Source organism: Streptomyces sp. NPDC051211 (assembly GCF_040689505.1).
GTDB lineage: Bacteria > Actinomycetota > Actinomycetes > Streptomycetales > Streptomycetaceae > Streptomyces.
The window spans coordinates 206,090-227,686 of sequence record NZ_JBFBAV010000003.1 but is presented as its reverse complement, the minus strand read 5'-3'; the positions used below and the strand labels follow the sequence as shown (position 1 = coordinate 227,686).

The window sequence follows — 21,597 nt, the reverse complement described above, 5'->3', positions numbered from 1 at the left end:
GATCGGTCGGAACGGTTTGCAACGATCATGTCGCCTCGGCGCCTGGAATGGTTCCGTCCGAACCGCCCGATTCTCACTGTTCTTCCGGAGGCTTGCCCTCCGCCGCGGAGACTTCGACGAACTCGGCCCGGCCCTTGGCGTTCAGCCGGAGGATCGGGACCGCCTTGTTGCGGGGATTGCCGTTGTTCTGGAAGGAGATGAAGCCGCTGGCGCCGGCCACCTGCTGGCTGCCGTCCATCTGGTGGAACATCCGGGCCACGGCGTCACCGACGACCTCGCCCTTCCAGCGGGCGGCCATCTGGATGCCGTGGGCCGCGGTGAGGACCGCGTCGTGGCCCATGAGGGCCCCGCCGTCGTCGCGGGGGTCGTGCGGGAACCACTGGTCGAGCAGCCCGCCCGGCTGGAAGTTCTTCGCGGACGGGGCGGACACCGCCTGGGGCGAACTCCGGTACATGTCGGGGTGGGACAGGCCGGTGTAGAGGACCTCGAGCCCCGTCTCGGCGGCCTTGGCGAGCTGTTCCGCGGTCAGATTGGTCGTGTCGTCACCGGCGAAGACGGTGAACTTCTGTTCGGGGCAGCTGCGGTTGGAGAGGGCGTCCAGGAAGTGGGTGAGGTGCCGGCCGCGGCCCGCGAAGTAGACGAGCTGGGGCTTCTGCAGGCACAGCTGCCCGGGCAGGTAGCGGAGTTCGTTCTGCCAGGCGCTGCTGACGGAGGAGTCGTAGGTCATGCGTTCGGCGACCAGCTTGTGCTTGGTGCCGTCGTGGAAGGCCTGGGTGAAGGCCGTGCCGAGGGTGGAGGCGTACAGGTTGCCCTTGGCCACGTCCTGGATGACGACGGCGGTGCGGACGTCCCGCCGCTTGAGGAAGCCGGCCGCCGCGTACGCCTCGTCGACGTTGGTGGGTGCCACCCGTACGAAGCCGTTGATGTTCTGTATGTTCGTGGCGGTCATGGTGGCGCCGACCATGGCGATGCCGTTCTCGGACAGCCGCCGTATGGCCGCCAGGTTCTCGTCCGTGCTGGGGCCGAGGCCGGCCACCGCGACCAGCCGGTCCGGGGAGTCCTTGCGGGCGATCAGCTCGTCGACGGTGTGCTGCCAGTGCTTGGACCCGCTGCCCGAGTTGGCGATCAGCAGCCGGATCTTGGGCGTGGCGGACAGGTCGCCGCGATTGTGCCGGTGCTGGGCGAGGTAGGCGCCCTGCAGCTCGCGCCGGACGCCTTCCGCGGAGTTGCTGTCGTCGGCGGTCACGGTGAACGAGGTCAGGTAGGCGACGCTGACGTACGGTTCCTTGTCGGCGTTGTCGAGGACGCGGGCGTTCTCCTCCTGGATCTTCTTCCGGACCGCCTCGAGGTGCGGGGCGAACGAGTAGGAGCCGTCGGTCACTCCGACGCATTCATCGGCAGGACCCCGCTCGACCACCCCGTCGGCGCATCGGGACTGGCGTTCCTGGAGCCAGCCGATGCCCGTCCAGGCGCCCGCCGCGAGGACGACGGCCAGTACGGCGGCGAGGGCGACGCGGCGCACGATGTGCAGCGGCCATTCGACTCTGACCACGGGCTCAGCCCTCTCCGCCGGCCGTCAGGGGATCGCGCCAGTGGCGGTGCCGCTCCGCCTCGTTGAACAGGGCCACGATGTCGTTCCTCCGCAGTTGTGACAGCTGGGTGAAGCCGTCGGCGATCATGTCGTTGAGTCGCATGGCGGGGTCGGCGAGCGGGTCGCTCCACACCCAGCGGGCGGTGACCAGCGTGTGGATCACGGATGCGACGTCCATCACCCGCTCCGGCCGGCGCGGGGCGAGCGCCGCCAGCAGCTCCAGCGGGCCGCCCTCCGGCGGAAGGCGGTTGGGTGCGGCGGTGACCGCGTCGAACTCGGCGATCCACTGCAGGGCGGGCACTTCGGTGAAGCGCCGGGTCAGATGGGCGGTGACCTCCTCGGTCCGGCCCAGGGCGAGCCGGTGGTACATCTCCTGCACCGGTTTCGCCTCCCCCCGGTAGTACTCCGCGAGGAGTTCGTGCGCGGCGTCCCAGGCGTCGGGGGTCCGCGCCAGCCGCCACAGCAGCAGCCGGCGCAGCCACGGGTGGAGTACGGGGACCACGGCGAGCGGCCCCGACAGCAGCCAGCGGGACCTGATCTCGCCGAACAGGGCATCCCCCGGGCTGAGCAGCCGGGTGCCGACGGAGAAGTCCCGGGCCGCGGCGCATTCGGCGAGGGTCGCGCGTTCGGAGTCGTCGAAGTCGCGGAGGAAGTGGCCGAGGGCGGTGTCGGCGAGCGTGGCGGTGCGCTCACCGGAGCGCAGCGGCCGGTCGGGGAGGGTGCGCAGCCAACGGTCCTGCTGCGGGCCCGAGTCCGAGGGCGGCCCGGACTGGCGGAGTACGTCGAGCACCTGGTGGACGGCGCGCGGCAGTCCGCCGGTGAGCCGGTGCACGAACGGGGTGAGGCGGGTCAGCGGGGCCAGGTCGCTGTGCCCGCCGAGCTGTAGCTCGATGCGGATGCGCACCTCGTCCAGGTTGAGGTCGCGCAGGCGTAACGGGTACCACCAGGTGTCCTCGCTGTCGCGGGTCGGCCGGTGGGTGTTCCAGTCCTGCAGGGAGGCCCGGTCGGGGCCGCGCAGCTGCCAGGGCCAGGAGTCCCCGGTGGCCGGGCCCCAGCGGGGCAGCCAGCGGTTCGAGCTGGCGACGACGGTCAGCGGGTCGCTGTCGAGGCCGGCCACCACCGTGTTGTCGTGCCGGGCCCGCACCAGCAGGTCCAGGAAGCGGCGCCCGTACTCGGTGTGGGAGTTGTCGAGGAGCAGCAGGTAGGAGCGGGGCATGAAGCTGCGGGCGGTGTTGCGTCTCAGGTCCTCCAGGAACGCCGAGAACAGGACGAGGTCGAGCCGCTCCTGCTCGCTCTCGTCGCCCTCGTGGCGCCACAGGTTGAGCTCGACGAGGGCCTCCATGGGGTCCCCGCTGCGGATCATGGGATGCCGGCCGTACCAGTGGGCGCCCGCGGTGAGCCTGTTGCCGAACCGGCCGCCGAGCAGCCCCGGCACCCTGCGGCGGCCGCGGCGCAGGGCGTCCTGGAACACGGCGAGGGCGGCGGTGGAGGCGCCTTCGGGCATGCCGACCGCGCCCATGCCCACTTCGAAGAAGGCGGCCAGGTAGTCGCCGTGCCGGGCCTCGTTCTCCTCCTGGAACCGGTCGAGCTGCCGCTGCACCGCCCGCGTGCCCTCGGACAGGCTGCGCATCCGCAGTTCCTGGTCGGAGGCGAGCAGGCCGAGACTGAGCAGCGGGAACTGGGAGCGGCCGTAGCGGGGCAGCTTGCGTTCGAGCTGCCGGGCGAGCAGACCGAGGGCGTAGCGCGGCAGGAGCGACTGGGTCCCGCCGAAGTTGACGAAGGCGAAGGGGTACTGGGGCCCGAAGTGTTCCATGAGGGCGCTGTGCGCCTCGCTGGCGCCGCTGCCGGGCGGGCCGAGCAGCATGGTGAGGGGCCGTTCGGCCGCGGGGCTCTCCTTCAGGCACGCGTCGACCAGGGACAGGATCCCGCTGCGGCCGCGCAGGCCCATGCCCGTACCCGGCTCCATCAAGTGCCCGCCCCCCAGGGTGCCGCTTCCGAGGACACGAGAGTGCCATTGGAACGGGCTCACGGCCAGTGACTTCGGCCTAGCCGTCCGAGTCGGAAGTCAGCCGGAGGTCGGTGGGAGGCCGGTGGGAGGTCGGTTGGGGGTCGGGTTGGGGGTCAGTTGGAGGGCACGCTGGGAGTCCATCCGTGCTCCCGGGTGCCCGGGATCCGGGTGCAGAGCAGCACATGCCGCTCGGGGCTGAACCCGACCAGGTCCTGTTCCGGCCGGCAGCGGCTGTAGGCGCTGGGCCCGCCGGGTCCGGCAGTGCGGTGGCGGCGTTCGACGGCACCACCCGGGCGGGGGTGCCGCCCGCCGGCGACGGCACTGTCCGGGCGGGGGTGCTGCCGGCCGACGCCCCGTCACCCGGCGTCAGGTCAGTGCGTTGCCTGCGGCCCGGGGGTGGTCACCGGTGCCGGTGCGGGGGCAGCACCCGCAGGCGCGGCCGGTGCGGCCGCGCCGGCCTGACGTACGTCCCCGAACCGGTCCGGAACCAGGAAGGGTTGCCGCCGCGGTCACCGCCTGCTCGGCGGCCCTCGAAGCCGCCGGATACGGTGACCCGCGACGCGGGCGGAGCCGCGGCCCGGAAGCCCGGTGTCGACGTGTGCGTCAACCACCACGACCCCGGACACCCTCCAGGTCGCGATCGTCGCGCAATGACCCCCGCTCGCCGCGGGGGCACAGGGCCTACATGGGGTCCATGCCCCCGCGGCCCTGGCGGGCGACCTTCTCGCTCTCCTCCTCCAGGTGGCGCGCCTTGTCCCGGAGCCGCTGGCGCTCGACCGGATCGGCCGCCCGCTCGGAGGCCTCCTTCAGCTGCTGGGCCTTTTCGCGCAGCTGCTGGGCCCGGGCGCCGGGTTCGCCTGCAACACTCATGATCACTCCTCGGTCCTGGGTGGGTCGGACCTCACCCAGGCAACCAGCGTCCGCGCCCCCGCGCATCCCGAGCGGCCACGCTCCGCCATCCCCGCAGGTGGGCCCTGCGCCCGGCCGTCCGTCAGAGCAGGTCGTGATCGCGTGCGTAGATCGCGGCCTGGGTACGGTCCCGCAGCCCGAGCCGGCCCAGGATCCGCGAGATGTGGTTCTTGACCGTGCCCTCGCTCAGGAAGAGGCGCGCCGCGATCTCGCGGTTGGTCGCACCGCGCGCCACCAGGCGGAGCACCTCCGCCTCGCGCGAGGTCAGCGCCCCGCCGGCCGCCCCGCCCGTCGTCCCGGCGGGCCGGTCGAGCGCCGCCACCAGCCGGGCCGCCGCGGCCGGGTCGAGCTGGGTGACGCCGGCGTGGGACAGCCGTACGGCGTCGGCGAGCTCCGCCGGGGGCAGGTCCTTGAGCAGGTAGCCGCTCGCGCCCGAGCGCAGCGCCTGGACCACGTACTGCTCGTCGTCGAAGGTCGTGAGCATCACGACCCGGCAGGCCGGGGCGCGCCGGCGTACCGCGGCCACGGCCTCCATGCCGTCCATCCCGGGCATCCGTACGTCCATCAGGATCACGTCCGGAGCCAGCGCAACAGCCAGGTCCACCGCCTCCCGGCCGTCGGCCGCCGTGCCCACCACCTCGATGCCCGGCTGGATGCCCAGCAGCGAGGCGATGCCCTCGCGGATGAGCCGCTGGTCGTCGACGACCAGCACCCGGACCGGGGGCGCGCCGGTCACGAGACACTCCGCGGAGGCTGGGGCTGGGGCTGGGGCTGGGGCTGCGGCTGCGGCTGGGGCCGGCGCTCGGGCTGGGACTGGGGCTGCGGGTGGGGCACGGTCACCGTCAGCCGGGTGCCGGTTCCGGGCCCGCTGCGGACGGCGATCCGCCCGCCCGCGGCCTCGACCCGCTCCCGCATGCCGCGCAGCCCGAACCCACCTTCGCGGCGCGTGAACCCGCGCCCGTCGTCGCTGACGGTTAGCCGGGCCCCGGCACCGTCGAGGTCGACCGTCACCTCGATGCGGGAGGCGCAGGCGTGCCGGCGGGCGTTGGTGACGCCCTCCTGGGCGGCCCGGTACAGGGCCGTCAGCGCCTCCTGGCTGTGCCCGCCCTCCTCGCCCGTCACCCGCAGGGTGACATCGTCCTGACCCGCCATCAGGCCGGCCAGTGCCGGCCGCAGCCGGAACGGTTCGGCGCGCAGCGCGCCGACGGAGGTGCGTACGTCGGCCAGTGCCTGCCGGGCGGAGCGGCGGGCGTCCTCGACCGCCTGGCGGGCGGTCTCCGGATCGCGCGTGTGGAACGCGGCCGCCTTTTCCAACTGCACCACCACGGCGGTCAGATGGTGTCCGAGGCCGTCGTGGATGTCCCGGGCCACCCGGTTCCGCTCCGCGGCCGCCGACAGGTCCGCCACCTGGTCGCGGGACTTCTCCAGCCGCACCCGCAGCCGCCGCTCCTCGACGGCGACCGCCGCCACGGAGAGGGTCAGGGCCAGGCCGACCGCGAACATCAGCAGGTCCGACAGTCGTTCCACATCCGCGTACCAGCGCGGTGTGGTGAGGACGGCGAGCCCCACGCAGGCCAGGGCGAGCCCGAGCGCGGCCCGCCGTCCGAAGGCGAAGTACGCCGCGAACGGCACGAGTACGAACAGGGCCCGCGACAGCCCCGACCCGTCAGCGGCGGCGACGGCCGCGAACAGTCCCACGCGCAGGCACAGCAGGGCGACGGCCGGCCGGACCGGGGTCCGGGCGGGATAGCGGCGGTACTCGATCAGGTCGAGCGCGACCAGCAGCGCCAGACCTGTGGTGAACACCGGCAGCCTGGTCGAGCCCAGGCCCGAGGCGGCGGCGTACCAGCCCGCCACCAGCACCGCGGCATAGAGAAGCGGTGCCGTCCACGGCGCAGGTCGTGAGGAGTACACCCGCACCACGGTAGTGGGCATGTCAGCGGGCCGTGTCGCGCTTCGGCCAGACCGCCAGGGACAGCCGGACGAGGGAGGCCGCCGCCAGCACGTGCAGGACGCCGGTCCACGGGCTGTCGGGCAGCCGGGCGGCGAAGGCGAGCAGGGTGAGGAAGACCCCGTACCCCCAGGCGGCCGCCCGCGGGAAGACCCGCGCCCGCACCATGGACGCGCTGAACAGCACGGTCCCCAGTACGAAGACCAGCGCGCTGCCCAGGAACGCGGCCCGGGTCGGGCCGGGCAGGGTTTCCTCGTCCAGGAAGAAGACGACCAGGTTCAGGGCGAAGGCCACGCCGGTGAACAGCCCCAGCCCGACGAGGTTCAGCCCGTAGCCCAGCACCCCCAACCGACCGGCGGCCGCGCCCTGATGGAAGTGGAAGGCCGTCACGGCGGGCGCACCGAAGGCCGTGCCGAGGCCGATGACGATGCTCGTCGCCGCGGTTTCCCCGGTGAAGGCCTCGACGACCCCCGGCACACCGAGGCAGAGCGCGAGCAAGACGCCGGACACCGCCCCGACCAGCTGGAACGAGCGCGACGGGCGGGTGTCAGCCGCGGACGCGGACGCGGGCACTGGCATGGGCATGGGCGTGGCTGCGGACACCGGAAGCAACTCCTCAGGTGAATGGACGAGCGGGAACGCCCCGACCGTACGAGCGCCCCGCCCCGCCCGGGCAGTGCCCGGCGGCCACCCCTTCGGCCACAGGTCACGGTGCCCGGCGGCCGATGTGCACGTGCCGTACGATCGCCCGGTGCCGCCCGAACCCGAACACAATTCCGAACGCGGGCCCGAACGCGGGCCCGAACACGGACCCCGACCCGGCCCCTGGTCCCCGTATCCGAAGATTCCGGCTGGCCGCCGGCTCGGCGAGGCCCGGGGACGGCACTGGGTGGCCCACGAGAAGGTGCACGGCGCCAACTTCGCCATCGTGTGCGACGCGTCGGGCGCACACCCCGCCAAGCGGCGCGAACTGCTCGGGGACGCGGGCCTGGACGAGTTCTTCGGCGTCGGCCGGATCTGGCCCGGCCTGGCCGTGGCGGCGAGCCGCTGCGCGCAGGCCCTGCGGCAGCGGTACGGGGCCGCACCCGCGGCGCCCGTGACCGTGTACGGCGAACTCGCGGGCGGGCGCTACCCCCACCCGGACGTGCCGCCGTCGCAAGGCGTCGCACCGGTGCAGACGGGCGTCTGGTACGCCCCGGAGCTGCTCTGGCTCCCCTTCGACGCCACCGTCGCCACGCCCGGCGGACTGTGCTGGGCCGCCGACCGGGACCTGCGGGACGCGGCGGAGTCGGCGGGCCTGCACTGCGTCCCCCTGCTGGGCCAGGGCAGTCTCGCCCGGGTCCAGGAGCTGCCGGAGCTGTTCCCCACCCAGGTGCCCGCGATGCTGGGGCTGCCCGCCCTCCCCGGCAACCTGGCCGAAGGGCTGGTGGTCAAACCCGCCGGGGAATCCTGGGGAGCGGCTCGGCCCATGGCCAAGGTCAAGCAGCCGGCCTTCGCCGAGGACGAGCGGTTCGCCGGCGCCCGCCCCTACCAGGCGCCCCCGGAGGGCGCGGCCGGCGTGCCCGGCTGGCTGCTCGCCCACGGCACGGCCCTGCTCACCCCGGCCCGGGCCGCCTCGGCCGTGAGCAAGCTGGGACCTTCGGCGCCGGCGGGGGAGGTGGCCGCCGAGATCGCCCGTGACGCGGCCGAGGAGGTCTCCGAGACGGTGGGCGGGCTCGACGCGGCGGCACTCCACGCCCTGGCCGGCTCCCTCCACACCGGAGCCCTCCACCTGGCCCACTTCGACGCCACCGACCGCCGCACCTGACCCTCCCGCCCCCGCCCGGCCCGACCCTCGGCCCTGCGGTGCCCCCTGGCCTCGGCGCCTGCCGGTCCCGGCCCGGCCGGGCGGGCTCTCGCCCCCAACCACCGGCGGCCGCGGGGCTGGCGGTGCCACCCCCTGGCCTCGGCGCCTGCCGGTCCCGGCCCAGGCCGGACTGGCCTTTCGCCCGGCAACTGGCGGACGTGGCTTCGGCCGCCTGCCCTCCGTGAGCACGCCTGCGGGGCGTCAACCCGGGCCGCCTATGGGGTGCGGGGTGCCTGGGGGCCCGCTGCGCGGGGCTTTTCCCCCTCCCCGCCCCTTCCCGAAACTGGGGGCAAGCCCCCAGACCCCCGTACGTGCGCTCAAACGCCGCGCGGGCTGAATTCAGCCTCGCCGGCGTTTGAGGCGCGGGGTCTGGGGCGGAGCCCCCCACGCGGCGGAGCCGCATATCCGGCACAGCGGGAAGGGGCGGGGAGGGGAAGAGCCCCGCGCAGCGGGCCCCCAGGGCCCCCCGCACCCCGCCGGCGTGTGAGGCGCGGGTCCCGGGCCGGCTCAGGCGCCGGCCAGGACGTCCCGCAGGCGGCGGGCCTCGCGGGTTGACTGGCCCGAACCCGGGCGCTGCGCGAGGGCGGTGACCTCCGGGAGGGAGCCGCGGGCCGTGCAGGCCTGGGCGCAGTCCGCGGCGAGGGTGAGCAGGGCCGGGTGCGGCCGGGAGAGGGCGCCCGTGCGGAGCGCCGCCAGGAGCGGCGGCAGGGCCGCGGCCAGCACCGGCCACACCGCGGCCGCTCCGCCCCGCGCACCGGCCACCGCGCCCGCTCCGCCCCGCGCACCGGCCGCCGCGCCCAGGGAGGACGTCACCACCGGCAGCTTGAGCGTGCCCAGTTGCACCAGCGCGGCCAGCTCACGCCCCAGCAGCGCCCCGTCCAGCCGGTCCCGCGCCGCCAGCATCAGCAGCGCCCGTACCGCCGCCTCCCGGTCGGCCTCGTGGCCGGCGGCCAGCCCGTAGGCGAGGGCCAGGTGCACCGCGGGCCCGGTCGGGCCCTCGCTCCCGGCCAGGGCGGGCAGGAACTGCGGGCCGCCCGTGCCGTCCTGGTCGGCGGTGGCCGCCACTTCGGTCAGCAGCCGGGCCGCCACGATCTCCGGATGCCAGGGCAGCACCGCCGCCGCATGCCGTTCCCGGTGGCCGAGCAGCAGATGGTTGCAGCCGATCAGCGGCTCGAACCGGCGGAACAGCGGCCAGAACGTCCGCGGGAACTCCCCCCGCCCGTCGAGCGCTTCGGTACCCACCAGCACCCGGCGCCCCACCCGGGCCCCGCGCCGCCGGCTCGGCCGCTCCGGCATCCCGGGCTCCTGCTCCCGGGTGCCTCCGGGCTGGGGCAGCCCGCCCGCGCGCAGCCACTCGGCCACCCTCGCCCCCTCCGGGATCGTCAACTCGGCCGCCGCGCGCACCACATCGGGATCGGCCGGACCGCCACCGCCACCGCCGCCACCACCACAGCGCAGCAGCGCCTGCCCCAGATCGGCGGGCCCCGGCCGGACCCCGGACTGCTCGTACTCGGTCAGCCGCATGACCAGGTCGTACGGGTCCACCGCGCCGCTCGCCCGGCTGGGCGCCGCCAGCAGCATCGGCAGCCGCTCTCCCGCCCGCAGCCGCACGCAGAGCTCTCCGGTGCGGCTCCCCAGGACCAGGTGCACCGCCTCGTGCTGACAGGTCTCCAGCCAGCGCCGGCCACCGTCCCCCGCCGGCCGCTCCGCCTCGACCGGGCCCGCGGCGCTGCGCATCACGGCCAGCAGCCGCCGCCCGGCCTCCGAGCGGGGCCGGAAGTGCCCGTACGGCTCCAGGACCGGCCGCAGCGCCGCGCCGAGCGCCGCCCGGTCCCGGCCGCACCAGCGGACAACCGCGTCGAGCAGCCCCTCGTACGCCGGCACGCTCCCGCCGTCCCCGCCGAGCAGCTCTGCGGCCGCCTCCGCGACCGCCCCGAGCGCGGGCAGGGCGCCCTCCCCGTCCATCCGGACCGTGTCCCCTCTCCAAGGCGGCTGTCCGCCGCCCGAACGGGCGGCGTGCGAGGTTAACAGAGGCCCGTGCCTGCGCCGATCGGCCGCTGGGGTCTGTAATCCTGCACCCAGACAAGGCACCGTCAGCAGCGTGGCGAGGAGCGGAGCGGACATGGCAGGAGAGTTCGAGGCGACCGTCGAGATCGACCGGCCCGTCGAGGAGGTGTTCGCCTACCTCGCCGACGGCCGCAACGACCCCGAGTTCAGCCCCCGCGTGCAGCGGATCGAGAAGACCCCGGCAGGCCCGACGGGCGTCGGTACGGTCTTCCGGAGCACGGTGAAGGACGCCGGGATGACCACCCGGCGCGAGTTCCGCATCACTGCGTTCGTGCCGCCCACTCTGATCCGTTGGGGCGAGGTCTCCAAGAACCTGGTGACCGCCACGGAGGGCGGATACGACCTCGAGGCGCTCCCGGGCGGCCGGACCCGCGTCCGGATCCACAACGTGCTCGAAGGGCACGGCATCGGCAAGCTCCTCGTCGGCCTGGCCCTCGGCGCCGCCCGCAAGGACGCGCCCGCGTTCGGCGCCCGCATCAAGGCCGCGGTCGAGGCCTCCTGACGGACACCCGGCACCCCGTGACCCGCCCCGCCCCGCGCCCCGTGACCCGCCCCGCGCCCCACCCCGAGTTCCGCCTCGCCCCGCCGGCTCCGGTGCCGTCCCGGCGGGCGCTCGTGGCCGGATCGGTCGGCAACTTCGTCGAGTGGTACGAGTTCGGCGTGTACGGCTACTTCGCCACCGTCATCGCCGACCTCTTCTTCACCCCCGACGGCGGCGGCCGCGCCGAGGCCCTGGTCGGCGCGTACGCCGCCTTCGCCGTGGCGTTCTTCTTCCGGCCGGTCGGCGCCGTGCTCTTCGGCCGGCTCGGGGACCGGTTCGGGCGCCGCCCCGTGCTCATCGCCGTCGTCGGGCTCATGACCGCGGCCACCACCCTCATCGGGCTGCTGCCCACCCACGCCACGGCGGGCGCGGCCGCCCCCTGGCTGCTGACCGCACTCCGCGCGGTCCAAGGCCTCTCCGCGGGCGGCGAGTTCGGCGGCGCGGTCACCCTCATGACGGAGTTCGCGCCGCCGGGGCGCCGTGGCCGCTACGGAGCCTGGCAGTCCTTCACCGTGGCCCTCGGCCTCCTCGCGGGCGCGGCCGTCGCCGCGGCGCTGGCCACCGTACTGCCGGAGGACGCGCTGTACGCCTGGGGCTGGCGGGTGCCGTTCCTGCTCACCCTGCCGCTCGGCCTCGCCGCCCTCCACCTGCGCCTGACCCTGCCGGAAACCCCCGCCTTCCGCCACGCAGCCGCCACCCCGGCGGAGCCGCCACCCGACGGTGCACCCGCCGCCACCACTGACGCGGCACTTGGCGGCCCACCCGGCGCCGCACCCGCCGCCACGGCCGAGGCGCCACCCGGCGGCTCACCCGACGCCGCCGCGACCGCAGCGACCCCAGCGACCGCCGCGACGCCAGCGACGGCCGCGACCGCCACGGCCGCCGCGGCGCGAGCCGCCGCGAACTCCCCGCGCCCCACCGCCCATACCCTGCTGCTCGGCATCGGGCGGATCATGGGCTGGTCGGCGGCCGGGTACACCTTTCTCGTCGTCCTGCCCTCGTACCTCCAGGCCACCCTGAACGCCTCGTTCCGCCAGGCCCTGATCGCCACCGCCCTCGCCAATCTGGGCTTCGCCGCCTCGATCCTGCCCGCCGGCGCGCTCAGCGACCGGATCGGCCGCCGCCCGGTCATGGTCTGCGGCGCCGCCCTCGTCGTCCTGCTCGCCCTCCCGCTCCTGCACCTGCTCCGGGACCCGGCCGCTTCCACCCCCGCCAAGGCCGCCGCCCTGCTGCTCGCCGGTGCGGTCATCGGTCTGCTCGCCGGCCCCGGCCCGGCCATGCTCGCCGAGATGTTCCCGACCGGCGTCCGCTGCACCGGCCTGGGCACCGCCTACGCGCTCTCCAACGCCGTCTTCTCCGGCTGCGCCGGCCTCATCGTGACGGAACTCGTTCGCCGTACCGGCAACCCCGACGTCCCCGCCCTGTACGCGGCCACCGTCTGCGCCCTCGGGCTCCCCGCCCTGCTCAGCCTGCGGCCCGACGACCACCGCAAGGCGCTGCGATGAGGGTGGTCGGCCTGATGTCCGGAACCTCGTACGACGCGGTCGACGCCGCGGCCGCCGATCTGGCCGTCGAGGGAAGCACCCTGCGCCTCACCCCACTGGGCCTGGTCAGCGAGCCGTACGACGGGGAGCTGGCGGCCGCCCTGGGCGCCGCGCTCCCGCCGGCCCCCACCACCCTCGCGGACGTCTGCCGGCTGGACACCCGGATCGGCCAGGCCTTCGCCCGGCTCGCCGCGCGCGCCGACCGCGAACTGTGCGGCGGACGAGCCGACCTGTTCGCCTCGCACGGCCAGACCGTCTACCACTGGGCCGACGGCGGCCGCGTCCACGGCACCCTCCAGCTCGGCGAACCCGCCTGGATCGCGGAGGCGACCGGCCGGCCCGTGGTCTCCGGATTCCGGCCCCGCGACATCACCGCCGGCGGGCAGGGCGCGCCGCTGGTGAGCCTGATCGACCGGATGTGGCTGCGCGGCCGTCCGGGCGTCCCGGCGGCCCTCAACATCGGCGGCATCGCCAACCTCACCGTGCTGCCCGCAGCCGGCGACGCCGTCGCCTTCGACACCGGGCCGGGCAACGCCCTGCTGGACGCCGCCGTCCTCGAACTCACCGCCGGACGGCTCGGCTACGACGCGGACGGCGCACTCGCGGCCGCCGGCACCGTCCGGGAACCGCTCCTCGCCCGCCTCCTCGACGAGCCGTACTACGCGCTGCCCGCCCCCAAGACCACCGGCAAGGAGCTCTTCCACCGGGGCTACCTGCGCACCGCACTCGCCGCCTGCGGCCCCCTCCCGGCGCCGGACCTGCTCGCCACCCTGACCCGCCTGACGGCGCGTACGGTCGCGGACGCGCTGCGCCCGCTGGGCGCGACCGAGGTCATCGCCTCCGGCGGCGGCACCCGCAACCCCGTCCTGATGGACATGCTCCGCGCGGAACTCGGACCGGCCACCGCCCTGCGCACCTCGGACGGGCTCGGCCTGCCCGCGGCGGCCAAGGAGGCGTACGCGTTCGCGGTGCTCGGCTTCCTCACCCTGCACGGACTCCCGGGCAACGCGCCCGCCTGCACCGGCGCGGCGGGCCCGCGCATCCTCGGCTCGATCACCCCGGGCCGCACCGCGCTGCGGCTGCCCGCCCGGCCGGCCGCCGCGCCGGACACCCTGGTGGTGGACCGGCCCGCCGTCCCCGGCCGTTGACGTACACCGGCGGATCCTTCACGCGGACGGACCCACATCGCCCGGCACGATCCCGACCGCCCACCGCCTCGGCGGGTCAGGGTGCATGGTGGTGCCCATGAAGGCGACGGAGGTACTGGCCGACGGATTCGGGCGCATCCGGGAGGTGGTCCACGAGGTGGTCGAAGGCCTCTCGGCGGAGGAGCTCAATGCCCGCACCGACGCGGAGGCGAACTCGATCGCGTGGCTGGTGTGGCATCTGACCCGGATCCAGGACGACCACGTGGCCGACGCCGCGGACCGCGACCAGGTGTGGCTGTCGGAGGGCTGGGCCACCCAGTTCGACCTGCCGCTGCCCGCGCGCTCGACCGGCTACGGGCACACCGCCCGCCAGGCCGGCGCCGTCCGGGTCGAATCGGGCGAGCTGCTGCTCGGCTACCTGGACGCGGTCCACGAACAGACCACCGCCTTCGTCCGGGGCCTCGCCGCCACCGACCTGGGCCGGGTGATCGACGACAGCTGGGATCCGCCCGTCACCCTGGGCGTACGTCTGGTCAGCGTGCTGTCCGACGACCTCCAGCACGCCGGCCAGGCGGCCTTCGTCCGGGGCGTTCTGGAGCGCCGGCCCCGGTGACCCCCGCGGGTGACCGACACCTTTCCGAAGGTCCGGCGACCACCACCACCCGCAGGCTGCGCCGGCGGCTCGCGCCGCTGTACGCGGCGGCCTTCCTGCAGAACCTCGCGCTGTGGGTGCCGGTGGAGAAGCTGTTCATGACCGGGATCGGCTTCGACGCGGCCGGGGTGGGCGTCATGGCGGCCGTGTACTCGGTGGTGGTTCCGATCTTCGAGGTGCCGTCCGGCCTGCTCGCCGACCGGTGGAGCCGTCGCGGCGTGCTGGTCCTCGCCTGCGTGGCGGCCGTGGCCAGCGTCGTGATCGGCGGGTTGAGCCGGAGCGTTCCGATGTACATGGTGGCGGCGTTCTTCCTCGGGGTCTTCTTCGCCATGCAGTCCGGGACGTTCGAGTCGGTCGTCTACGACACGGTGCTCGAGGAGACCGGGTCGAGCGATGCCTTCGAACGGGTCATCGGACGGGTGCGGGTGATGGAAAGCGTCGCCCTCGTCGCGAGCGCACTGGCCGGCGGCGCCCTCGCGGAACTCCTCTCCCTGCGGGACACGTACTTCCTGACCGTGCCGCCGCTGGTCGCGGCGGGCCTCGCGCTGTACGTCTTCCGCGAACCACGGCTGCACAAGGCCGAGGAGGCCGAACCGCTCCGCCACCAGGTCGCGGCCACGTACCGCGTGCTCCTCCGGCGCGGCCGGCTCCGTGCGGTGATCGCACTGACCGTCGCCGGTGCCCTGCTGATGCAGGGCATGCTGGAGTTCGGCCCGCTGTGGCTGGTCGCCTTGGCCGTTCCGGCGTTCTGGTACGGGCCGCACTGGGCGGGCCTCACCTCCGCACTCGGCATCGGCGGGCTGCTCGGATCGCACGGCTGGATGAGGCGGAGAGTGCCGGTGGTGCTGCTGGCCGCCCTGATGGTGGGCTGCAGCTGCGTGCTGGCCACGAGCACCACCGTGGCACTGGTGATCGTCGCCCAGGTGCTCCTCACGCTCGCGGTCGTCGCGGTGAGCATTCCGGTGATGCACCAGCTGCACGACGCGGTGCCGTCGACGATCCGCGCCGGAGTCGCGTCCGGCGTCAGCACCCTCACCTGGCTCGCCTTCGTACCGTTCGCGTTGATCGTCGGGTTCGTCAGCGAGAGGGCGGGTGTCGGGGACGCGGGCCGGCTGTTCGTCGGGGTCGCGGTCGTGTCCGGAATCCTGATGATCGTGGTGCTGCCGGCGGCGCCGGTCACCCCGGCGGCCGTGCCGGTCGAGAGGGAACCGGAGCCCGCCTTCCCCGAGGACCGGTTCCTCCCCGACGACCATCCGCAATGGCCGGGCCATTGGGCGGCCCCGCCGGTCGCCTGGGAGGCGTACGGCCTCGACCCGGGCAGCGACGAGGCGCTCGCGGAAGTGCGTGCGGCAATCCTGGAGATGCCGGCCGAACTGCGGCGGGTCATCGTGCTGCGTGACGTCCAGGGGCGGTCGCCCTCCGAGGCCGCCGAGCTCATCGGCATCAGCGCCGCGGAGGAGAGCCGTCGTCTGCACCAGGCCCGCGGGCTGGTACGGGCCCGGCTGGAGCGGTACGCCGAAGGAAGGGTGCCCTGATGGCCGAGGGCGAGGGCGAGGGCGAGGCCGAGGGCGTCCCGCAGGGCGGTGCCGCCGGGGGCGACCAGCGCTGCATCGACTTCGTCGAACTGATCACCGCCTACCTGGACGGCACCCTTCCGACCCGGTCCCGCCGGCGCATCGACGCGCACCTCGAGCAGTGCGAAGGCTGCCGGACGGCGCTCGCCCAGTGGCGCACCGTGGCCGCGCTCGCCGGACGGCTGAGCCCCGCGGAGGTCGCCGATCTCGACCCCTATGTGCGCGATCGGCTCATGGCGACCTTCCGCGAGGTACGCCGACGCTAAAAGCACGTGCGGACCGGGAATCCGGTCGACAGGCTGAGCCCATGAACCACCGCCACGACTGGACCACCACGCCCGTCACCGCGGACCTGCTGCGCGGCGCGCTCGACCTGGAGCGCACCGAGCACGGGCTGCTGCCGCACCGGCTGCCCGCCCGCGCCCGAGCCCAGTGCGCCGACGGGCAGCTGGCCATGGCGGAGGCTCAGCCCTCCGGCGTACGGCTGGTGTTCCGCACCCGGGCCACTGCCGTCGAGCTGGACGCCCTCCGCACCAAGGCGGCGTACCAGGGCGCCCCGCCCCGCCCGGACGGCGTGTACGACCTGCTCGTCGACGGCCGCCTGGCCGGGCAGGCCGGTGTGACCGGTGGCAACGTCCTGATGGTGGACATGGCCACCGGGTCTGCGGAAACCCGGCCCGGCCCGGTCGGCACCGTCCGGTTCTCCGGCCTGCCCGACCGGGTGAAGGACGTCGAGATCTGGCTGCCGTACAACGAGATCACCCAGCTGGTCGCCCTGCGCACCGACGCTCCCGTCGAGGCCGTGCCGGCAGACGGCCGTAGGGTGTGGCTGCACCACGGCAGTTCGATCAGCCACGGCTCCGACGCCGCCGGCCCCAGCAGGACCTGGCCGGCGCTGGCCGCCTCGCTCGGCGGGGTGGAGCTGATCAACCTCGGTCTGGGCGGCAACGCCCTGCTCGACCCGTTCACCGCCCGCGCCCTGCGCGACACCCCCGCGGACCTGATCAGCGTCAAGATCGGCATCAACCTCGTCAACACCGACCTCATGCGCCTGCGCGCGTTCGGCCCCGCCGTACACGGCTTCCTCGACACCGTCCGCGACGGCCACCCCACCACTCCGCTGCTGGTCGTCTCGCCCATCCTGTGCCCCATCCACGAGGACACGCCCGGCCCCAGCGCCCCGGACTTCGCCGAACTCGGCCGGGGAAGGCTCCGGTTCCGGGCGGCGGGCGACCCCGCGGAACGGGCCGCCGGGAAGCTGACGCTCAACGTCATCAGGGACGAGCTGGCCCGCGTGGTGAAGCAGCGGGCCACCGAGGACCCGAACCTGCACCACCTCGACGGCCGTGAGCTGTACGGGGAGTCGGACTTCGCCGAACTCCCGCTGCCCGACCGGCTCCACCCGGACGCCGCCACCCACCACCGCATGGGCGAACGCTTCGCCGCCCTGGCCTTCGGCACCGGCGGCCCCTTCGCCACCGCGCGCACCGGAGACGTCGGCTAGGGGGTGGCCGGCGGCGGGGCTGCGGCGCTCGGCTGTGCGGCGCACGCCCGCCGAGTCCGACTTCGCGCTCCGGCGAATGGCCCAAGCGTCGTTGGGGCCGCCCTCACCTTGATCAATAACCTGACGCCGGGCGCGTGACCTCGCGCCCGTCCGACAGGGAAGGCGAGCGGCCCCGATGAAGCTCCCGACGTTGCAGCGTCGACTACGCGCCGCTGCCGGCGATCGGCGAGGCCGACGACTTCGAGAGCTTCGCACTCGTCGGCCGGAACGGGAAGCTGGCCGCCCTGTGGGCGGACCGGGGCGCCGGCGCAGACCGCCCCGCCACGCTATACGCGGCGCCCCTGACGTTCGCCTCGTGGGGGCAGCCGCTGTTCGGCACGGTCTCGCGCCGGGCCTACCGGGCGCCGTACCCGACCGGCGAGGGCACCCGGCACATCTCCGACATCTCGGTGACCGGCTCCGGCCGGATCATCGTGAGTTCGGCGGCGGACGCCGGTGACGACGGCCCGTTCGACTCCGCGGTGAGCGACGCGGGCCGGGTGACCGTGTCGGCAGCGGGCCGGGTACGGGTCACCCTCGCGGCCGCCCCGACCGCACTCGGGACCTTCCCGGGGTACAAGGCCGAGGCGGTGGAGTGCCTGCCCGGCTCCGCCGACGCCCTCCTGGGCACCGACGACGAGAACCTCGGCGGATACGTGCGCACCCTGCCGTTCTGCGGAACCTGACCCCGGCCGCGTACGCGGCCGTTCAGCGCGCTCCGCGCGGAACGGCCATGTCCGTCAGCAGGGTGGTGCCGGGGGCGAGGTCCGACCAGGTGCCGGTCCAGGTCAGTACGGCGATCGCGGAGGTCGGGAACTTGGTCCGTACCTCCTGCAGGGCGTCCCCGAGAGCCTCCCCGGCGAGCAGCAGGACCAGGTCCTCCAGGCCCGGGTTGTGCCCGACCAGCAACAACGTGCCGACCTCGGCCGGCACTTCGCGTACGACATCGAGCAGGTCCCGGCAGTCCGCCGCGTAGATGCGCCCGTCGTGGCGGACCGGTGCCGTGCTGCCCGCTTCCGCGGCGGCCAGCTCCCAGGTCTGCCGGGTACGGCGGGCGGGGGAGCACAGGACGAGGTCGGGCAGCCAGTGGGACTCCGCCAGCCGGCGGCCGGCGGCCGGGGCGTCCCGCAGGCCGCGCGGGCCGAGCGGCCGCTCGCGATCGGGCACGCCCTCCGGCCAGGCACTCTTGGCGTGCCGCAGCACGACCAGCCGCCGCAGCGGACCTCCGGCGCCCGGATCCCGCTCTTCGCCTTCCCCAAGGATGCGCACGCCCCCAGCCTAGGGGTCCTTCCGCCGATCCGGCCGGATCAGCCCATCTGCCGCCGCACCAGGTCGTGAAGATGCCCCCCGGCCACGGCCAGCAGTGCGGCCGGCGGCCCCTGTTCGACGATCCGGCCGTCCTGCATGACGATCACCCGGTCGGCGTCCATGACCGTGGACAGCCGGTGGGCGATCACGACACGGCTGGCGTTCAGCCTGCGCGTGCTGTCGATCACGATGCGCTGGGTTTCGTTGTCCAGCGCGCTGGTGGCCTCGTCGAAGAACAGCACGCGCGGACGCCGGATCAGGGCCTGCGCGATCATCAGGCGCTGCCGCTGTCCTCCCGAGACGGCGCCCCCGCCGGAGATCACGGTGTGCAGCCCCATCGGCATCCGCCGGATGTCCTCGGCCAGGCCCGCCATCTCGGCGGCCTCCCACACCTCCTCCTCGGAGAAGGCCTCGGCACCGCGGATGCAGTCCCGGATCGAACCGGTCAGCGGCTGCGCGTTCTGCAGGACGACCCCGCACTGCCGGCGCACGGCCGCCTGGTCGAGGGCGGCCAGGTCCTGGCCGTCGTAGAGCACGCTGCCGGAAGCCGGCGGATCGAAACCGATCAGCAGGCGCAGCAGCGTCGATTTGCCGCAGCCGCTCGGCCCGACGACCGCCACGAACTCGCCCGGCCGCACCTGGAGGGACACGTCGTCGAGGACCAGCGGGCCGTCGTCGGCATAACGGAAGGAGACGTTCCTGGCCTCGATCCCGCCGGCCAGCGTGCCGGGCAGCGCACCGCCGCCCCGGACCTCCGGTGCCGCGTCCAGGACCGGCTTGAGCTGCTCGAACATGGGCATCACGGCGGCGGCCGACACCAGCGCACCGGTGAGCTGGGTGACGGACGCCAGCAGCATGGTCATGGCCGTGCTGAAGGTGAGGAACGCGCCCGCCGACATACTGCCCCGGGCCGGTCCGGCCAGCAGCATGAACATGATGATCGAACAGAGCGGCAGGCAGGCCGCGTCGAGGACCGTCGTCAGGTTCCTGACCCGGCCCGCCCGCTGCTGGAGTTCGCGGGAGCGGGCGAACTCCTTGGCCCAGGCCGCGTACGCGAAGTTCTCCGCCGCCGCCACCCGCAGTTTCGGCAGCCCGCGCAGGGCCTGGAACGCCTGGTTGTTCAGCTTGTTGCCGAGCTCGACGAGCTGCCGCTGCCACCGCAGCTGCCACAGCCCCATCCCGAGGAACACCGCTCCCACGGCCGCCAGCAGAGCGAGCGCCACCAGGGCGAGCGGCACGCTGTAGCAGAACAGCAGGACGACGTTCATCACGCCGACCGTGCACGCCTGGACCACCACCGGGCCCAGCCCGGACAGCACCCGGCGGATGGCGCTGACCCCCATCGCCGCGCTCGCCAGCTCCCCGGTGGACCGCTCCGCGAAGAACGCCGTGGGCAGCCGCAGCAGCCGGTCCCACACGGCGGGCTGCAACGTGCTCTCGATACGCCCCTCCATCCGGAGGATGGTGAGGTTCTGCAGCAGCATGAAGGCCGCGGTCACCAGGCTGGTGACCATGACGGCGATCGAGATGTGGACGATCAGGCTGCGCTCGGCGTTCGGGACGTAGACGCCGAGCACCTGTCCGGTGGCGATCGGCACCAGCCCGCCGAGACCCACCGTCACCAGCCCGGCCAGGAACAGGTTCCGCAGATCCGCCCGGGTGCCGCGCAGGCTGAACCGGAGCAGCCGCCAGAGGGTCATCGGCCGCTCGGGCAGCGGGCGGTAGAACATCACCGCACGCGCCTCGAACTCCCCGGCGTTGTCCTTCCCGATGCGCAGCCGCGCCCCGGTGGCCGGGTTGACGGCCTCGTACCGCCCGCGCCGCCACAGCAGCGCCACCGGCGCCCCCGACTTGGCCCGGTGCCCCACCAGGGGGCCGCTGTCCACCCGCCACCACGGCCCGTCGAGCCGGACCGCCCGGGTGCGGATCCGCGAGCTCGACGCGATGCGTTCGACCGCGGTGACGCGATCGTCCGCCGGGCCGCCCTTCGGGGGCTCCGAGAGCGTGATGCCGGCCGCTTCGGCCACCCGGCGGCAGACGGCGTACGTCGCATCGTCCCCGGAAGCGCCGGCTCCGGCCTCGCTCCGCCCGGCCCGGTCGGGCCTGCCGATCGAGGCCAGCAGGGCCGCGTCCGCGCGGGCACGGACGGCCGCGCCCGCCCTGATGCCCGCTGCCGCACGGTCCTCGTGGGCGCGTTCGAGGCGTTCGATCCAGCGGTCCACGGCGGACAGCAGCCGGTGCTGCTGGTTCACCATGCGCTGCCACATCGCGCCGTCGACCAGCAGGTCGGCAGCCGCTTCCGCGCCGAAGGCCGCGCCGTACTGCACGCTGCCCGGGTCGACCGGCATCCACAGGACGTCCTCGTCGGCGCCGTATTCGTCACCCGGCCCGGCGCCGTGCTCGTCGGCGGACGGGCGCCCGTCCAGCGGGCCCTCGAAGAGCACCCCCAGGCCGCGGCCGATCCCGAGCGCGACGGCGTGCTCCAGCGCCGTCGGCACCGGCGGCGTCGGCGGTACGCCGTACGCCCAGGGCTCCCCGTACTGCCCGTACTGCCCTGGCTCCCCGTACTGCCCGTACTGCCCCGACTCGGCGTACTCGGGCCGGTACAGCTCCCGCAGTGCGATCCGCCGCAGCAGACAGCCCTGCGAGGGCCGGCCGACCAGCGTGTGCTGGGTGCCCTCGACCGGGCCGAGCAACAGGGTCCCCGGTTCCGAACGGCCGAGGAAGTGCCACTGCCCCTGCTGGACGGGGTCGACGGCGAACAGGTCCAGGGCCCCCGCCACGACCAGCCACAGCACCTGCGGCCCCTCCAGCGCCAGGCTCCGCAGGCCCCCGCAGTCGACGGGCGCGCCGAGGCCGCCCAGGGCGTGGATCACCGCGTCCGTCTCCTGGACGGGCGGATGCACGAAGGACAC

At 74.5% G+C, this 21,597-nt stretch carries 18 protein-coding genes; 9 read left to right on the top strand and 9 right to left on the bottom strand.

Features of this window, described 5'->3' with window-relative positions:
- Nucleotides 1-73: 73 nt before the first annotated feature.
- From AB0447_RS06025 to AB0447_RS06000, 6 genes are all read right to left on the bottom strand, one after another.
- Nucleotides 74-1,552 carry a branched-chain amino acid ABC transporter substrate-binding protein gene (locus tag AB0447_RS06025; RefSeq protein WP_366475265.1) on the bottom strand — a complete coding sequence of 493 codons (1,479 nt, stop codon included), beginning with the start codon at nt 1,550-1,552 and terminating at the stop codon, nt 74-76.
- Between the two features lie 4 nt (nt 1,553-1,556).
- Nucleotides 1,557-3,557: a hypothetical protein gene (locus AB0447_RS06020; RefSeq protein WP_366475264.1), complete on the bottom strand. Its 2,001-nt coding sequence runs from the start codon at nt 3,555-3,557 to the stop codon at nt 1,557-1,559.
- 723 nt (nt 3,558-4,280) lie between these two features.
- The gene (locus AB0447_RS06015) at nt 4,281-4,469 is read right to left on the bottom strand and encodes a DUF6381 family protein (RefSeq protein WP_366475263.1); all 189 of its coding nucleotides are present in this window, start codon (nt 4,467-4,469) and stop codon (nt 4,281-4,283) included.
- A 121-nt stretch (nt 4,470-4,590) separates the two neighbouring features.
- Entirely contained in the window at nt 4,591-5,244 is a 654-nt protein-coding gene (locus tag AB0447_RS06010; RefSeq protein ID WP_366475262.1) for a response regulator transcription factor, read from the bottom strand.
- Nucleotides 5,241-6,443: a sensor histidine kinase gene (locus AB0447_RS06005; RefSeq protein ID WP_366475261.1), complete on the bottom strand. Its 1,203-nt coding sequence runs from the start codon at nt 6,441-6,443 to the stop codon at nt 5,241-5,243. Before AB0447_RS06005 ends, AB0447_RS06010 begins: the two co-directional genes overlap by 4 nt.
- Before the next feature lies 1 nt (nt 6,444).
- The gene (locus tag AB0447_RS06000) at nt 6,445-7,038 is read right to left on the bottom strand and encodes a hypothetical protein (RefSeq protein WP_366475259.1); all 594 of its coding nucleotides are present in this window, start codon (nt 7,036-7,038) and stop codon (nt 6,445-6,447) included.
- Between the two features lie 310 nt (nt 7,039-7,348).
- On the opposite strand from AB0447_RS06000, the gene AB0447_RS05995 reads away from it, so the two are divergent.
- Complete coding sequence (locus AB0447_RS05995; RefSeq protein ID WP_366475257.1) at nt 7,349-8,266, top strand: RNA ligase family protein; 918 nt, start codon at nt 7,349-7,351, stop codon at nt 8,264-8,266.
- A gap of 546 nt (nt 8,267-8,812) precedes the next feature.
- Here the strand turns inward: AB0447_RS05995 and AB0447_RS05990 are convergent.
- A complete protein-coding gene (locus tag AB0447_RS05990) occupies nt 8,813-10,270 on the bottom strand; it encodes a hypothetical protein (protein WP_366475256.1) in 1,458 nt (485 codons plus the stop codon).
- Between the two features lie 157 nt (nt 10,271-10,427).
- On the opposite strand from AB0447_RS05990, the gene AB0447_RS05985 reads away from it, so the two are divergent.
- The 8 genes from AB0447_RS05985 (at nt 10,428) to AB0447_RS05950 (ending at nt 18,060) form a co-directional block, all read left to right on the top strand.
- Entirely contained in the window at nt 10,428-10,874 is a 447-nt protein-coding gene (locus AB0447_RS05985) for an SRPBCC family protein (protein ID WP_366475255.1), read from the top strand.
- 92 nt (nt 10,875-10,966) lie between these two features.
- Complete coding sequence (locus tag AB0447_RS05980) at nt 10,967-12,418, top strand: MFS transporter (RefSeq protein WP_366475338.1); 1,452 nt, start codon at nt 10,967-10,969, stop codon at nt 12,416-12,418.
- A complete protein-coding gene (locus tag AB0447_RS05975) occupies nt 12,415-13,605 on the top strand; it encodes an anhydro-N-acetylmuramic acid kinase (protein ID WP_366475254.1) in 1,191 nt (396 codons plus the stop codon). Before AB0447_RS05980 ends, AB0447_RS05975 begins: the two co-directional genes overlap by 4 nt.
- A gap of 97 nt (nt 13,606-13,702) precedes the next feature.
- A complete protein-coding gene (locus AB0447_RS05970) occupies nt 13,703-14,218 on the top strand; it encodes a DUF664 domain-containing protein (RefSeq protein WP_366475253.1) in 516 nt (171 codons plus the stop codon).
- A complete protein-coding gene (locus tag AB0447_RS05965) occupies nt 14,215-15,792 on the top strand; it encodes an MFS transporter (RefSeq protein ID WP_366475252.1) in 1,578 nt (525 codons plus the stop codon). Before AB0447_RS05970 ends, AB0447_RS05965 begins: the two co-directional genes overlap by 4 nt.
- Nucleotides 15,792-16,097 carry an anti-sigma factor gene (locus AB0447_RS05960; RefSeq protein WP_366475251.1) on the top strand — a complete coding sequence of 102 codons (306 nt, stop codon included), beginning with the start codon at nt 15,792-15,794 and terminating at the stop codon, nt 16,095-16,097. The genes AB0447_RS05965 and AB0447_RS05960 overlap by 1 nt, the downstream gene beginning before the upstream one ends.
- A gap of 41 nt (nt 16,098-16,138) precedes the next feature.
- Nucleotides 16,139-17,335, top strand: a complete 1,197-nt coding sequence (locus AB0447_RS05955) for a GDSL-type esterase/lipase family protein (RefSeq protein WP_366475250.1) — start codon at nt 16,139-16,141, stop codon at nt 17,333-17,335.
- Nucleotides 17,336-17,784: 449 nt separating this feature from the next.
- Entirely contained in the window at nt 17,785-18,060 is a 276-nt protein-coding gene (locus tag AB0447_RS05950) for a hypothetical protein (RefSeq protein ID WP_366475249.1), read from the top strand.
- Nucleotides 18,061-18,082: 22 nt separating this feature from the next.
- Here the strand turns inward: AB0447_RS05950 and AB0447_RS05945 are convergent, their stop codons facing one another.
- Together AB0447_RS05945 and AB0447_RS05940 are read right to left on the bottom strand one after the other, a co-directional pair.
- Nucleotides 18,083-18,643, bottom strand: a complete 561-nt coding sequence (locus tag AB0447_RS05945; RefSeq protein WP_366475248.1) for a histidine phosphatase family protein — start codon at nt 18,641-18,643, stop codon at nt 18,083-18,085.
- A 38-nt stretch (nt 18,644-18,681) separates the two neighbouring features.
- A complete protein-coding gene (locus tag AB0447_RS05940; protein ID WP_366475247.1) occupies nt 18,682-21,597 on the bottom strand; it encodes an NHLP bacteriocin export ABC transporter permease/ATPase subunit in 2,916 nt (971 codons plus the stop codon).